Genomic DNA, 14,518 nt, shown 5'->3' on the forward strand with positions numbered 1-14,518 from the left:
CTAGTGATAGTTTTCTGCTGATTTGCCCCGAAAAAGATGGTAGGCGTAAAGCGTATAGGCAAGAAGTATTGGCAGCATAATAGCCACACCTATCAAGATAAAAACAAGTGTCGAATCAGGTGCTGCCGCCTCCCAGAGAGTCACTTGATGGGGAATCAAGTAGGGGTAAACACTGATTGCAATTCCTATATACGAACATAAAAATATAACGATACTATAAATAAACGGTTTGTATTCACTCCCGGAATTTAAGTTCTGCCATAGCAGGTAAATAGCAATCAAAGCTATTAAGGGCAAGGGGCTGAGCAATAAGACATTAGGGAAACTATACCAACGATGAAAAACCTCCTCACTATGCAAAGGCGTCCAAATACTAACGAAAAGCAGGAAAAAGCTGACCAATACTAACAATCCTCTGGCATAATGAACCATTTTACGCTGAAGCCTTCCGGTACTTTTGATAATCATCCAGGTAGCCCCCAAAAGCGCATAGCCACAGACCAAAGCGATACCCGTGCAAAGGCTAAAAGGTGTAAGCCAATCCGGATCATTGATGGTCATAGAGGATTCATTGATAGAAAACCCCTGTACAAAAGCGCCAAGAATAACCCCTTGAAAAAAAGTGGCCGCAACTGAACTAATTGAAAATGACCAATTCCATAAAGTTTTTGATTTTTTAGCCTTAAAGCGAAATTCAAAACTCACGCCACGAAATATCAAAGCAATCAGCATAAGCATGATGGGCATGTACAGGATAGGCAAAAGCAAACCATAAACCTGCGGAAATGCACCATAAAGCATAGCTCCTCCAAAAACCAGCCAGGTTTCATTGCCATCCCAAACTGGTGCAATAGAATTCATCATTTTATCTCGTTCGTTCTCATTTGACGTGAAAGGAAATAAAATACCAATTCCCAAATCAAAGCCATCTAAAATGACATACATCAAAATGATAAACCCAAGAAGTGTGGCGAAAACAAAGGGTAACATTATTTTTCCTCCTTGGGGAAATCGGTCATGTATTGGAAAGCATGATGTTCGACTTCGTCTTCTTCCAGTGACCCAGGTCCATGGGATATTAGTTTGAATAGATAATAAAGATAAAAACCAAAAACAATACCATAGGCCACAACCAGCAAAATAAAAGAAATGAGAACTTCTTCAGCACCTATTGAGGAAACAGCATCTCTTGTCTTCAAAAGGCCATTGACCACCCAGGGTTGCCGCCCAAGTTCGGCAGTAAGCCATCCAGCGATACTAGCAATAAAACCGAGGGGCGCCATGACAATACACCATCGATGAAACCAGGTACTGTCAAAAAGAGTTCCTTTTAAACGCAAGCAAACGCCAGCGATTGCGGTAAACAACATGATGAGTCCTATACCCACCATAATGCGAAAAGAAAAAAATACAGGCGCCATACGAGGCTGTTCTTCATTTCCAACGCTGCTTAAACCTATCATTTCGCCATTCCACTCATGTGTATTGATCAAGCTTGCCAGTTTTGGTATTCCAATTTCATAGAAATTTTTTTGTTGATCTTGTGATGGGATAGCGAATAAAAGAAGTGGAGCCCCTTTTTGAGTCTGCCATATGCCTTCCATAGCAGCTGTTTTTAATGGTTGGTAATGATGCACATTAATTCCTACAACATCACCCACTCCTATTTGCAAAGGCACCAAAATCAAAGAGGCCCATAAACTAAAGGATAAACTTTTTTTAGCAATTGCAGGAAATTTATTCCTTAATAAATAAAATCCCGATACTGCCATGATGACAAAACAAGTGGTTACATAAGAAGCTAACAGCATATGAATAAATCTGGGAATGAAGGTAGGATTAAAAACAACGAACCACCAGTTATCGACAACATACTTCCCATCAATGAATTGATAGCCACTGGGAGCCTGCATCCATGAATTAGCCGACATGATCCAAAAAGCGGATATGGTCGTTCCTATGGTAACCAAAAGAGTAGCGATAAAATGAAGTGCCGGAGAAACTCTTTTCCAACCAAAGAGCATTACTCCTAAAAAACCAGCTTCCAGGAAAAAAGCAGTCAACGTTTCATAAGCAAACAAGGCTCCCAGGACGTTTCCAAACTGAGTGATGAATGGTCCAAAATTGGTACCAATTTGATAGGCCAAAACAATACCAGAGACAACCCCCATGCCAAAGGTCAAAGCAAAAATCTTAGTCCAAAACTTGCATATTTCCAGATAAGCGGGATTTTTTGTTTTTAACCACATGGCTTCCATGATGACAAGGAAAACCGCCAGTCCAAGGTTTAAAGTGGGAAATAAGATATGAAAGCCAATGCTAAAACCAAATTGAATCCGTGATAGTAACTCTACAACCATTGGTCACCTCAAGCTAGATGGGTTCAGTAGATTTATTTTAGCATATAAGCCTATACATATCTTGGTAAATAGGAATTCGCTTCAAATAAAAACAATACGGTTTCTATCCTTTTATTAAGCCGTATCAGCAGCTTGTAATTCATTATTGACTTTCTCGCAATTGAAATAAGTACTGTTCAATTTAGGTAAAAGCTGTTCAGAGAAAAAAGGTTCTTCCGTATTCCAAAATAAAATGTAAGCGCCTAAATACTCTTGTGAAAAAGAATAGAAGTCATCAAATCGATAGAAATCGCCTGTCTTTGGATTGGTATAAGTATAATCAGGCTCTTGAATCGCTACGGCCGTTTCTATCTTTCCTTTGAACTTGTGAAAAAAAGGATAACTGTTTTTCATTTGCGATTTTTTATAAGGCACCACATCCGGGCCACCTAAACCGATATGGTGCTTTCTGGCAAATGCAAACAGTCTACTCATGTAGTGATGGTCATCGTTCCATTCATCCGGGAAAAAATTAACATATTGAATGACTCTGCTTTTTTGAAAAGCCTTTTTTAAATAACCAATATTATCAAGGACCGAATAGAAATACTTGTCTGAGCTAAAATCTTCGGGGAGATTATCAGGATCAAGATCTATTGAAGTTTCTGGAAGATTAATGCCATAAATTTTTCCATCAAATTTTGATGCCAGTTTTTTTAATAATAACTGAAATCTTTTTCTTACAGCAGGATCCCAGGTCCGAGCCACCCATCCTGTAGTTATTGGTTTTCCTTCTCCCGGGAAGTCATACTGCTGTACTACACCACCGTGATATGCTTTTTCCAGGCGAATGTAGTCAGGTACATGAAATACATCTGGGCTAAATGAACGATCTTGGATTTGAATAAACAGTTTTTTATCGATTCTACTTAGGAAATTCCAATCTTCCTCGATTTTCGAAAAATCGTAAGCTCCTTTTTGCGGCTCCAATTGCTTCCAGGAATAAATGATTTGTACTCCCTGGATGCAAGGATTTTGCAGGGTCTTCTGAAAAGAGCTCGCCTTGTCTCCCCCTAAAAATAGAAATAATTGTGGTACCCGGGATTGTGCGAAACCAAGACAATTAAAAAATAAAAAAAGAAATGAAAGAAATATTCTTACAATGTTCATTTGGCTTCTTGTTCACCTTATCAAGCCAGGAATAATATCATATTTCCTCTATACCCTCCTAACTTAGCCGGGAAATACTCTATGACTTGCACTTGAAAAATAACGCATCAGATAATCACTGCCGTTCCATAACATAAAACCTCTGTGCCAGCCTGCCCAATCTCACCCGTATCGTAACGCATGGCTATAATGGCATTGGCATTAAGCGCCTGAGCATGTTCTATCATCAGTTGAAATGCTTCTTCTCTGGCATGTTCGCACATTTGCGAATAGGCACCAATTTTTCCACCGACAATCGACTTCAAACCTCCCATCAAACCCTGACTGATAGTGGGGGAACGTACCACTATCCCTCGCACTATACCCAAATATTGTTTAATCACTTTCCCTTCAAACGCGTTTCCGGTTGTAATCATCATGGTCATGATCTGCTCGCTAAATATCCCTTTCATCTTTTCATATTAGTTTAAAATCCTGAAAATAGAAGCTCATTGAAAAAATTTATTAAAACTCCTTCACTGAATAAAGACCTCTTTATCTAATCAATAAAATTTATTTGTCGGCTTGCCGTCAACTATTGGTAAGCATAGTTAATTCATTTGGTTTTACTGAGCAATATTCCGTCGTAACAGATTAATTTCTATCATCTCTTGACGCTCTGCATAAGCCTTGCTTAACCCTTAGAGATTAACCGTCATTCCTGTCAGGAATAGTTTATGCTGAAATTACCTGAATACATAATAACCTCTTAACTTAATTCTTAATCAATCAGATTATAATTAGATCATAGTTTGCCTGGAGGTTTTATTATGAGCCTTGAAATCTATACCTGGAAAAGTGGCTCTAAAGGGTTAGGATTTACCAAACCAGTTAAGTCCATGTTATTTGGTGGCAATGTTGGCCATGCAGCCCTTGAATTAACTTTTCCTGCTGACGCAAAAGGTGATGAGTTAGCGAAAAAATACCAGGAGGTACCGGGTCTTTCAATTAGCAAACGCACAGAAATCGTTCCGGAAAAACAGGAAGACGGCAGTTATAAACCAAAAGAACAAGTTGTTTACTTTGTGTATTTTAGCTGGTGGCCAGGCCATACCAATGGTCATCACATTAACAGTCACAGAGAAGATTTGGAGTCAGAATGGCGCCATGAACCAGCTCCTAAAATTAAACCGGAAATACAGGAGCATTTATATGGAGAAAATACTCCCACCGCTAATAAAACCAATGTCACGGGAATATTAATTAGTGATAAAACAATTACCAAAGTAAAAGAGATTTCCCATCAAAGTATTAAAGAAACTTCTACAATTGAAAATGACCCGGCCTATCAGCAATTAAAAGCAGAGGAAACAGCTTTACAAGCTGAATTACAGCAGTTAATTGATAAACGCAAAATTTATGAACAGGAATTAGCCAGGGCTGGCCTTGAACAGAGACAACCTAATAAAGAACTCTGTTTAACTGATGCCGAAATCGCTCGTGGTTATGAGATTAACAAAGAACTAAAAAGAGTGGCGGAGCAAATCAAATTATGTCAAATGGATTTTGAAGAGCGGTATCTCAGTGTTGGAGAGCCTCCTTCATCAGTGATTAGAATACCCACAACACACGACCACAATGCCCCAACTTTTGCTCTTGATACAGCAGGAATTCTTGACAAAATGGCCAGCTTGGCACAAAGCACAACCTCCTATAGCTTCTATAAATTTAATTGTTCCACATCAGCAACGCAAGTGGTCAAAGCCGGTATCAGTGACGAGCTAAAAAATATCATGAAAACTGATGGGTTTAATGTAGAAAAAGCATCTCAAACGACCATTGCTACACCTACATCGTTTAGTCATTTCAGTCAACAAGTGCAAACAGAGTTGATTCTTCTTAATACGAATCAAGCACTTGTGGAACAGCAAAGAGCAAAAACAGAGAATACTTCTGAAGCACCAACCACAAGCACACAGAGCTTCAAACAAAAACTTCAAGATGCAGTGAAAGAAAAATCGGAAGAAGCAGTTAGAGAACAAGATAAGTCTGAAGAAAACAAGATGGGTTTAACCATGAATTAATATTTCCATCTTTCCAAAAGAGTTAATCGGTTGAGTTCCAGCATAACAATAATGAATAAGATAAACTTAAGCGATAACTACAACACATACTGGCAAGTAAAATAATCTGAAAAATCATTCCTTAGACAGCCACACTCCAACATATTGCTCATTAAATGAGCGATTACATTTAATCAACTATACTTTAAAGATATACCTCCAATGGAGAGTGATATGCCTAAAACCAAATATGCCCTTCCTCCAGTTGTGTTATATGAGAGTCATGCCGATAGGGCAACGAGCGATTTTCTTATCAAACAACTTCCAGATTTGAAGAAAGCTGGATATACAACCATTTGTGTTGATGGAATGGAACCAGGCGCATCACTGGAGGAAAATATTTCTATGATGAAAATACTCATCCAGATACAAGTCAAGACATTATCTGAGATACCTCTTGAACATCCTGAATATAAGCAAGGTGTTGAAAAACTGAGAAGTGTTGTTGCTAAATTAGATCTTTTTGAGGCAATGAAGGAACAAGGATTCAAACTTGGAGGAATTGACTTGCCGGTTTCAGAACAGCTTAAAGAGAAGAGTCTCAATTCCATAAGAAGAGAACAAACGCTTACCGATAATACCTTAAAGCATGTGAAAGAAAATGATGGAGGAGTAGTCGTTGTACTGGGATTTGGCCATTGCATATTCCAGCAAATGATTAAAGAACACGATGAAAATGCCAATCAATACCTCTGGTACCATGTCCATAACCCGGATAATGAAACGCAGAGCTACAAGGAACTGGTCAAAGCCTACACAAGTAAAGGAATTTCCAATTATTTCCCCCTCGGGGTTAATATTTTTAAAAACTCAGATAAAGAATTGGATACCGATTTTTGGAATAAGATAAGCGCCAATTGCTACAATTATGATCCAAAAGCTCTTGAAACATCAACTGCTTCCATTTTGAAATCCTTAGTGGGTCCCGAAGTGACAGCGCACTTGCGCACAGATGGGCAGCATCATGTGGACGCATTAATTTCTCTTGAAACAGTTGAAAAAACACATCAAATAAAATCTTCGGATTTCTTGAGAAGTTTAAGCAAAACCTTAGGTGACATTCACTTTGAAGTAGCCAAAATCAAGACAAAAGATCAGGTAATCATCCGTGGCATTAATGAACCGGAGGTAGCAGAACAGATAAGCAAGCTATCAAAAAAAATGTAACCCTAATATTCTGAAATTAAAATATATTTTCAGATTACCTTAATTAAATAAACTGCTTAAAGTGTTGTTGCTGCTTAAAAGTCTCATGGGGTATACTTTGTTTTTTCTGTATAGAAAAGGGAGTCATTTCTATGTTCAAACAAACAATACCTCTGTTTGCTGCATTCACTCTGGCCATCTCGCCTTCTGTTTTTACAAATTATGCCTATGCGCAAGAGGACAAGCCGAAAACCAATCAATATTGGTGGCCTAAAATGCTCGATCTTAGCCCACTTCGCCAACCTAACGCCACTTCAAATCCTATGGGCGAAAAATTCAACTATGCTGAAGAATTCAATAGCTTAGACTTGAATGCCGTGATAGAGGATCTCAAAAAATTAATGACTACCTCGCAAGACTGGTGGCCTGCTGATTATGGTAACTATGGTCCATTATTCATACGCATGTCATGGCATGCGGCAGGAACTTACCGCATCTATGATGGCCGTGGTGGGGCAAATGGTGGTTTCCAGCGTTTCGCCCCGCAAAACAGCTGGCCTGACAATGCCAATCTGGACAAGGCCAGACGTTTACTGTGGCCAATCAAGCAGAAATATGGGCGCAAGATTTCTTGGGCTGATTTGTTGGTACTTGCTGGAAATGTTGCGATGGAATCTATGGGCTTCAAAACCATTGGATTTGCTGGAGGGCGTGAAGACGCGTGGGAGGCCATCAATATCAATTGGGGTCCTGAAGGAAAATGGCTGGAAAGTAAGCGCCAGGATAAAGATGGAAAACTTGAAAAACCGCTTGCTGCCACGGTAATGGGCTTAATCTACGTGAATCCAGAAGGACCAAACGGCGTTCCGGATCCTCTTGCTGCGGCCGAAAAAATTCGAGAAACTTTTGGGCGTATGGCCATGAATGACGAAGAAACGGTTGCCCTAATTGCGGGCGGGCATGCATTCGGGAAAACACATGGAGCCGCACCCACCAAATATCTTGGGCCAGCACCAGAAGCAGCGAGCATAGAAGAACAAGGCTTTGGCTGGAAAAACAGTTACGGCAGCGGTAAAGGGAAAGACGCAATTACCAGTGGTTTAGAAGGTGCATGGACCGTAACACCTACCCAATGGAGCCATAACTACTTGCAGAATCTGTTTAATTTCAATTGGGTTAAAACCAAGAGCCCGGGGGGAGCAACCCAGTGGGTACCTGATAATTCGAATGCCTCGTCAATGGTTCCCGACGCATTTGACCCCAGTAAAAGGCATGCACCGGTCATGCTGACCACAGACCTGGCACTAAAATTTGATCCCGTTTACAGTAAAATTGCCAAACGTTTTCTTGATAACCCGAAAGAGTTTGATGAAGCATTTGCTCGTGCCTGGTTTAAGCTGATTCACCGAGACATGGGGCCACGCTCACGTTACCTTGGCTCTTTGGTGCCTAAAGAAATCATGATTTGGCAAGATCCTGTTCCGCCGGTTGACTACAAACTAGTCGATGCCAATGATATTGCCAATCTCAAGGATAAAATCCTCAACTCGGGATTAACCACATCCGAGATGGTCAAAACTGCTTGGGCCTCTGCATCCACCTTCCGTGGTACTGACATGCGTGGTGGGGCAAATGGTGCGCGAATTCGCCTGGCTCCCCAGAAAGACTGGCCGGCAAATGATCCTCAGGAGTTGGCAAAAGTGTTAAAAACATTGGAGAACATTCAGAATAACTTCAATAATGCTCAAACCGATGGGAAAAAAATATCTCTTGCGGATTTGATAGTTTTAGGTGGTAATGCCGCAATTGAACACGCGGCCAAGCAATCTGGCTACGACATTATTGTTCCCTTCACACCAGGGCGTACGGATGCCACACAAGAGATGACTGATGTGAAGTCTTTTGAGGTTCTTGAACCCACAGCAGACGGGTTTAGAAATTACTTTGATAAAAGCAACAACATGTCGCCACCAGAAATGTTGGTGGAAAAGGCGAGCCTGTTGAAATTAAGTGTCCCGGAAATGACGGTTTTGGTTGGTGGGATGCGTGTACTTAACGCGAACACTGGACAAAATCAATATGGTGTATTCACTGACAAACCTGGAACTTTAAATAATGACTTTTTCATCAATCTGCTAAACATGTCAACAGAGTGGAAGAAATCAAGTGAGACAGAGGGGATTTATGAAGGTTATGATCGCAAAACTGGAAAACTGAAATGGAAAGCAACTTCGGTTGATCTCATCTTCGGTGCGAATTCTGAGTTAAGAGCAGTCGCAGAAGCCTATGCAACCGATGATGCAAAAGAAAAATTTATACAAGATTTTGTTAATGCCTGGGTTAAGGTAATGACAGCCGATCGCTTCGACATCAAAGCGGCAAAAACCAACATTAGCAGTTAATCCTCATTCCTTCAGATTTAGGGTGACAAACTGTGACTAAATCATCGTTTGTTACCCCAAGGCCCAAATCACCGGTTTAACAAAACCGGGCTAATTTGGCTAAACTTCTATGGTTTTTCATACTGCGCTATGCCCTCTCTTGAACTATGCGTTATATGGCTTTGTTCCACTCCAAATATTCATCAATTTGTACTTGAAAAAATCTGGTTTAACCCAATATCTTGCATGTAACTTTCATAGTCACCAATGGGAGACAACCGCTTTAAAATAGGCCTCTTGTATAACCTGATTATTTTGTTTTAGGGCAAGGCGCTAACGTTTTAAGGAGCGAAGTTTACATGCAGTAAATGAGCACCGCAGAAACATTTGCAACACAGCAATAAAATGAAAGAGGCAGGTTATGCAAGAGGTCTAATGAGTGGATTGAAGTAAGAACATCCATATTAATGGAGATAGAATTTTTTATAAACAAATCTTGTGAGGAGATTTTTCATGAAAAATAAACTACTTCCTGATTTAATCATCATCGCTCTTGCCGCTACGATATCTGCGAACTCCATGACCGTTCAGGCGAAACAAAATGATAAAATACAAAATAGCAACGAACAATTAATCCAGGATCCATTTGATACCGATCCTTTTTTTCAATCACATGATGATGTTCTGCAGCAAATGCACAAAATGCAACAAGCTATGGATCAATTTATCAAAAGCCAATTTTCACAAATGCAAAATAGCCTGACAAACGGACCTAATCACAATCTCTTTGGCAGTGCAAAAAACATTCAAATTACAGAGAATAAAGATGAGCTTATTTATAAGATAAAACTACCGCAAGGTGCTGATAGCAAAGTGGATGTTTCTGTTAAAAATGGACAGTTAGTTGTTAGCGCAAATGTAACACAGAAAATCACTCATGAAGAAGCTAACAATAAAAGTGTCAGCTATTCTCAAAGCAATTACATGCAATCATTCCAATTGCCCCATGGTTATGATCCGAAGTCCATGGTCACAAAAATGAAAGACTCCAATTTAATTGTTACCTTTAAAAAACATATTTAACCGCATGATCAACTTAATTAAATAAACGGCTAAAAAATTATGGGATAGGATTGATTACCTGGTTTGATACCAGCTGTAAACCTTGATTTCCTGATGCATTCGTTAGAGCAAGGAAATCAAGAGTCAGTACTTGAATCTTTTATTTCAATGATTCCTTGTCTTGTACATAAAATTCAATCCCAGACTCCATTGGTTCCAGCTATAAAAATAACTGACAGGACTTCATTGTCTGTACTTAATCTTATGATTTTATTTATTAATTCGTTTGGAAGCTTGTTGAAGAAACAAGTATTATTTGGATTTCTAAGGGCTTGGCCTAAAATCCTTGCAGAATAAAGTAAAAAATGTTGCTATTTCCTGTCGCTCATATGAGGTCATGGCATCTGTTTTATTTATATTTTTATAGGATCTGATCTGCAAACCAGATAAGATATACTGTCTGTCACATCGGATTAGCATAATTATTAAACAATTTTCTAATCTGATGCTCATTGGGAAGGAGTTCTGAATCAATTTAAAAAGGAGTTTGTTATGAAACCAGGTTATTTATTAGGCGCTTTGCTTTTATCTCCCATTATTGCTTTTGCCAATTCGGATGACAATGCTGATGGTCTTATTTTTTATCCATTGCCGCAGAATAAAAATACAGTAGTCCGGCACTATAGCAATGAACAGGAAATGCCTAATCTTAGTCAAATGGCTCAAAGAACTATTGATTTTCCAACTCAAATTGTTCGAGTCAGCGGTAATCTTACAGGATTAGAACTGAGCTGTGATGATGTAGAAAATGAAATAGATCAAGTTTTTTCAAAAAAAATCTCCCCTGATTTGTTTACTTACAACACTTATGTCAGTTGTGGCTATGATGTCAATGATCCGGAACAGCACGCAACAAGCTTCTCTATTCAAAGTTATTTCGATCCATTGACAGATAACGCCATTGATTATTTAAAATCTTATTTGAAAGAATATAATGGATACAATTTATTCAATACGACAACATTACAAATTGAAAATGCCAAAGGCATCATTGTATCGATGAATCTTAATGCCGGTTTAAAAAGTAACCCCGATAAAACACCATTCACTCTTTATCGTCAGGATAGGAACAATTTTTATTTTAAAAGCAATTTTGACGTGAGAAAGGAATTAATTAGCGATATTTATCAACGATTTTATTCTAACGATCCTGATATGATTCTACCCTTTTTCGACAAATGGATTTTCTCCTATGCCGGATCAGTTTATTACTCCATCCTTATGGCATCCAATTACCTTGAATTGCAACCTGAAAGAATATTCGTAATGGAAAATGAAGGGGATATCTTCGTATCCGATTTACGGTATTACTTTGCCAATCTTTGTATGAAGAGAAATCCTAATAAACATTGTTTGTAACTAATGAAATCAGCAGAAACCCTTTAGCGCGTATGCTTTCTAATGTGCGCTGCGGAAACGTTTGCAGCGCAACAATGAAGAGACAGCTTATGCATGAGGATTAATATTATTCATCTGCATAATTCAATGGTTCCCCTTTGGTTATAAAGTCTGTTTAAAAACAACGGATGTAACGCGCGCTGTGGGAACATCATCAATGACTTCCTTGCGAATGAGGGATTTCGCACGCTCATTATCGAAAACGTCCTTGAGATCCATAATTTTGCCAGCAGGAATATTTTCCCTGTGCAACATTTCGAGAAGCTCACTGCTCTGGAGTTTCTCTGTTTGTTCAGCAATTAGTGCAGCGAGTTGCTCCCGATTCCTCACCCTGTTTTGATTGTGCCGGAATTCGTCTTTTCCTGGTAAATCTTTTAGCCCAAGGATATTGCATAGTTTTACAAAATGCCGATCCGACCCTATTGCAAGAACGATAAGCGCCCCATCAGATGTCTGGAACAATTCGCCATAGGGGGCAATATTGGGATGCAGTGATCCGATGCGCTGAGGCACCTGCCCAGTCATCAGGTAATTCGATGCCTGATTGACAAGACTGCTAACAGCAGCATCATAAAGTGAAACAGAGACAACCCTGCCTTTCCCATTTTTTTCCCGATGATAGAGAGCCAGAAGGATGGCTTCTTTCAGGTGATGGGCTGCAAGGACATCAATTAGGGCGACGGGCATTTTTACCGGGCCGCTGTCCTGTGTCCCATTGATTGACATAAAACCGCTTTCACCCTGAAGAACAAGATCATAGGCAACGCGATCGCTTTCTTCACCGTAGCCATTGATTTTTCCAATGATAAGGCGCGGATTAATACTGTGTAGATGATCATCTTGTACACGCAGCTTTATGTCATCTCCCTTTTTAAAATTCATAATTAAAATATCTGCTTCTGCAATAAGGTTAAGGAAACAGAGATAATCCTCTTCCTTCATGAGATCTAAAAACAAATAGTCCTTTCCAAAATTAACACTGGCAAAATAAGCTGAAATTTCAGAATGAGGATCCTCTCCAGGGAGTTTCCATGTTCTTGTCACATCCTTATGTACGGGATGTTCGATTTTAACAACTGATGCACCTAACTCAGCAAAAAAAGTACCTACAGAGGGGCCTGCAAGAACCGAACTCAGATCAATGACCTTTAAGCCCTTTAACATATACCTGTTTTCCAAATCTCAATAAACATTCGTTGTTTTTACGAGTTTGCACATTGGGAAATTATGCAGAACTGACCAAAGGGACCTCAAATCAATATCCTCCCGATTTAGCGAAGTCCCAACTGGAAAAACCATTCTTAAGTTACATTGCTTGACAGTTGTTTCACTAAATCATAAAGGAATGCATGCGCTTCATAAAATGACTCAACACTAATCCGTTCATCACGGCCATGGGCTCGGAAATCATCGCGATCTAAAAATAGCTCCCATCACTCCATAGGTAGGAATTCCAGCTGATCTCAGATAACGTCCATCCGTTGCGCCAGTAACCATAATCGGAATGGCTGGGACTTCAGGCCAATACCTTTGAGTTAGATGAGTAATTGTTTTTAGTATTTCCGGGCTAAGTGGAGAACTTGGGCCTCTGGACAATTTGCCAATACGTTTTAGTGTAACCTCTGAGTCATTGATAACTGTCTTTAAAGATTGCTCAACCATTTCAGGTGAATCTTCTGGAAGCACACGACAGTTTATGGTAACCGCTGCCAATTGGGGTAAAGCATTCATTGCATGCCCTCCTTCAAGTAAGGTAGGGGTACAAGTTGTTCGTAAAATGGCGTTCCATTGAGGTGCACTATCAGCCAAACGTTGCATAGCTTGCTTCGAGCCTTTGCTTGCTTCAATCATTTCTGTTTTCAGCGGTCCTGTCTCAATAGCAGCCATTTGTCTAAAATAGGCGGCAGTGACTTCATTGGTTTTTAAAGGAAAACTAAATTTCGACAGTCTCTCTAAAGCTCCGGCAAGACGATAAATGGCATTATCTTTGGTTGGCAACGAACTATGCCCCCCTTTATTACGGACCTCAAGATTGTAATTGACAATGTATTTTTCGCTCACCTGGATATTTTGTGATATTTTTTTCCCATTGGCCAAATCACCCCATCCACCCTCATTAAGAGCGAAATCCGCCTCAATTAAATCCTTGTGATTCTTAATCAGCCAGCTAATCCCGTTGTATGGGCTGCTTCCTTCTTCATCAGCCGTCAAAGCAACAATGATATCGCGTTTGGGTTTAAATCCTTCCTGCTTATATTGGATTAAGTTGGCTATCCAAATAGCCGCTTGTGCTTTATCATCCAAAGTGCCTCTGCCATAAAAATACCCATCTTTTTCAGTCAGTTGGAAAGGATTCATGCTCCAATCGGAAGCTTTGGCTTCAACAACGTCCGTATGCGCAAGCAATAACAAGGGTTTCTTCTCCCCAGTACCACGATAACGTACAACCAGATTGGCTTTTTGTGGACTGGCTCCACCAACGAAAATGTCCTCGTTAGAAAAACCGGCTTTTTTTAAGTATTTTACAGCCACCTCAACCAGCGGCGTTGTTGAGCCTGTAGTAAATCCTGATTGCACTTCGATAAATTGTTTGTAAATAGAGCGGGCGAGTTGTTGTTCATCCGCAGGGCGAGTAGTCTTCGCTTCTGCCACCCCAACGATCAGTGCCAGAGCAATGGAAAATGAAATTTGAGTTATTTTTTTCGAAATCATAAAATGAAATCCATTCAAAGCATGACGCGTTTAAAGAGAAATCCACTATAAAGTAATCTGAGTAAAAATCAATGGTACCCCGGTTGAACTTGCCTTCAATGTACTCTGAAAATTGTGCTTAAAGATCGATAATATTTTGTGTACACTT

11 protein-coding genes are annotated in these 14,518 nt (G+C 39.7%); 5 read left to right on the forward strand and 6 right to left on the reverse strand.

Translation table 11 applies throughout. The features are described 5' to 3' along the window. From cydB to CC34_RS0105865, 4 genes are all read right to left on the reverse strand, one after another. Positions 1-990, reverse strand: a complete 990-nt coding sequence (gene cydB / locus CC34_RS0105850; protein ID WP_027227963.1) for a cytochrome d ubiquinol oxidase subunit II — start codon at positions 988-990, stop codon at positions 1-3. Further along, positions 990-2,360 (reverse strand): cytochrome ubiquinol oxidase subunit I, encoded by a 1,371-nt coding sequence (locus CC34_RS0105855; RefSeq protein WP_027227964.1) that lies wholly within the window; start codon positions 2,358-2,360, stop codon positions 990-992. Before CC34_RS0105855 ends, cydB begins: the two co-directional genes overlap by 1 nt. A 114-nt stretch (positions 2,361-2,474) precedes the next feature. Continuing rightward, positions 2,475-3,509, reverse strand: coding sequence for a hypothetical protein (locus CC34_RS0105860; protein WP_027227965.1), 1,035 nt, complete (start codon positions 3,507-3,509; stop codon positions 2,475-2,477). A gap of 107 nt (positions 3,510-3,616) precedes the next feature. Further along, positions 3,617-3,934, reverse strand: a complete 318-nt coding sequence (locus CC34_RS0105865; protein ID WP_027227966.1) for a YbjQ family protein — start codon at positions 3,932-3,934, stop codon at positions 3,617-3,619. 384 nt (positions 3,935-4,318) lie between these two features. On the opposite strand from CC34_RS0105865, the gene ravF reads away from it, so the two are divergent. The 5 genes from ravF to CC34_RS0105895 all read left to right on the forward strand — a co-directional run bounded on the left by ravF (position 4,319) and on the right by CC34_RS0105895 (position 11,619). Further along, positions 4,319-5,572, forward strand: coding sequence for a Dot/Icm T4SS effector RavF (ravF, locus tag CC34_RS0105870; protein WP_027227967.1), 1,254 nt, complete (start codon positions 4,319-4,321; stop codon positions 5,570-5,572). Between the two features lie 201 nt (positions 5,573-5,773). Then, positions 5,774-6,778 (forward strand): Dot/Icm T4SS effector RavE, encoded by a 1,005-nt coding sequence (ravE, locus tag CC34_RS0105875; RefSeq protein ID WP_080272165.1) that lies wholly within the window; start codon positions 5,774-5,776, stop codon positions 6,776-6,778. A gap of 131 nt (positions 6,779-6,909) precedes the next feature. Continuing rightward, a complete protein-coding gene (katG, locus tag CC34_RS0105880; protein WP_028379237.1) occupies positions 6,910-9,159 on the forward strand; it encodes a catalase/peroxidase HPI in 2,250 nt (749 codons plus the stop codon). Positions 9,160-9,651: 492 nt separating this feature from the next. Beyond that, on the forward strand, positions 9,652-10,221 hold the full coding sequence (locus CC34_RS0105885) for an Hsp20/alpha crystallin family protein (protein ID WP_027227970.1): 570 nt from the start codon (positions 9,652-9,654) through the stop codon (positions 10,219-10,221). 531 nt (positions 10,222-10,752) lie between these two features. Then, a complete protein-coding gene (locus CC34_RS0105895; protein WP_027227972.1) occupies positions 10,753-11,619 on the forward strand; it encodes an Lpg0189 family type II secretion system effector in 867 nt (288 codons plus the stop codon). A gap of 141 nt (positions 11,620-11,760) precedes the next feature. Here the strand turns inward: CC34_RS0105895 and CC34_RS0105900 are convergent, their stop codons facing one another. Together CC34_RS0105900 and CC34_RS01000000116205 are read right to left on the reverse strand one after the other, a co-directional pair. Next, entirely contained in the window at positions 11,761-12,822 is a 1,062-nt protein-coding gene (locus CC34_RS0105900; RefSeq protein ID WP_027227973.1) for a CaiB/BaiF CoA transferase family protein, read from the reverse strand. A gap of 243 nt (positions 12,823-13,065) precedes the next feature. After that, positions 13,066-14,370, reverse strand: coding sequence for a M20/M25/M40 family metallo-hydrolase (locus CC34_RS01000000116205; RefSeq protein ID WP_231957860.1), 1,305 nt, complete (start codon positions 14,368-14,370; stop codon positions 13,066-13,068). Positions 14,371-14,518: the final 148 nt, after the last annotated feature.

This window comes from Legionella pneumophila subsp. fraseri (genome assembly GCF_000586315.1).
GTDB classification, from domain to species: domain Bacteria; phylum Pseudomonadota; class Gammaproteobacteria; order Legionellales; family Legionellaceae; genus Legionella; species Legionella pneumophila_B.

Coding starts and splice junctions, on each gene's coding strand:
- cydB (WP_027227963.1), bottom strand. CDS start 990: ATGTTACCCTTTGTTTTCGCCACACTTCTTGGGTTTATCATTTTGATG.
- CC34_RS0105855 (WP_027227964.1), bottom strand. CDS start 2,360: ATGGTTGTAGAGTTACTATCACGGATTCAATTTGGTTTTAGCATTGGC.
- CC34_RS0105860 (WP_027227965.1), bottom strand. CDS start 3,509: ATGAACATTGTAAGAATATTTCTTTCATTTCTTTTTTTATTTTTTAAT.
- CC34_RS0105865 (WP_027227966.1), bottom strand. CDS start 3,934: ATGACCATGATGATTACAACCGGAAACGCGTTTGAAGGGAAAGTGATT.
- ravF (WP_027227967.1), top strand. CDS start 4,319: ATGAGCCTTGAAATCTATACCTGGAAAAGTGGCTCTAAAGGGTTAGGA.
- ravE (WP_080272165.1), top strand. CDS start 5,774: ATGGAGAGTGATATGCCTAAAACCAAATATGCCCTTCCTCCAGTTGTG.
- katG (WP_028379237.1), top strand. CDS start 6,910: ATGTTCAAACAAACAATACCTCTGTTTGCTGCATTCACTCTGGCCATC.
- CC34_RS0105885 (WP_027227970.1), top strand. CDS start 9,652: ATGAAAAATAAACTACTTCCTGATTTAATCATCATCGCTCTTGCCGCT.
- CC34_RS0105895 (WP_027227972.1), top strand. CDS start 10,753: ATGAAACCAGGTTATTTATTAGGCGCTTTGCTTTTATCTCCCATTATT.
- CC34_RS0105900 (WP_027227973.1), bottom strand. CDS start 12,822: ATGTTAAAGGGCTTAAAGGTCATTGATCTGAGTTCGGTTCTTGCAGGC.
- CC34_RS01000000116205 (WP_231957860.1), bottom strand. CDS start 14,370: ATGATTTCGAAAAAAATAACTCAAATTTCATTTTCCATTGCTCTGGCA.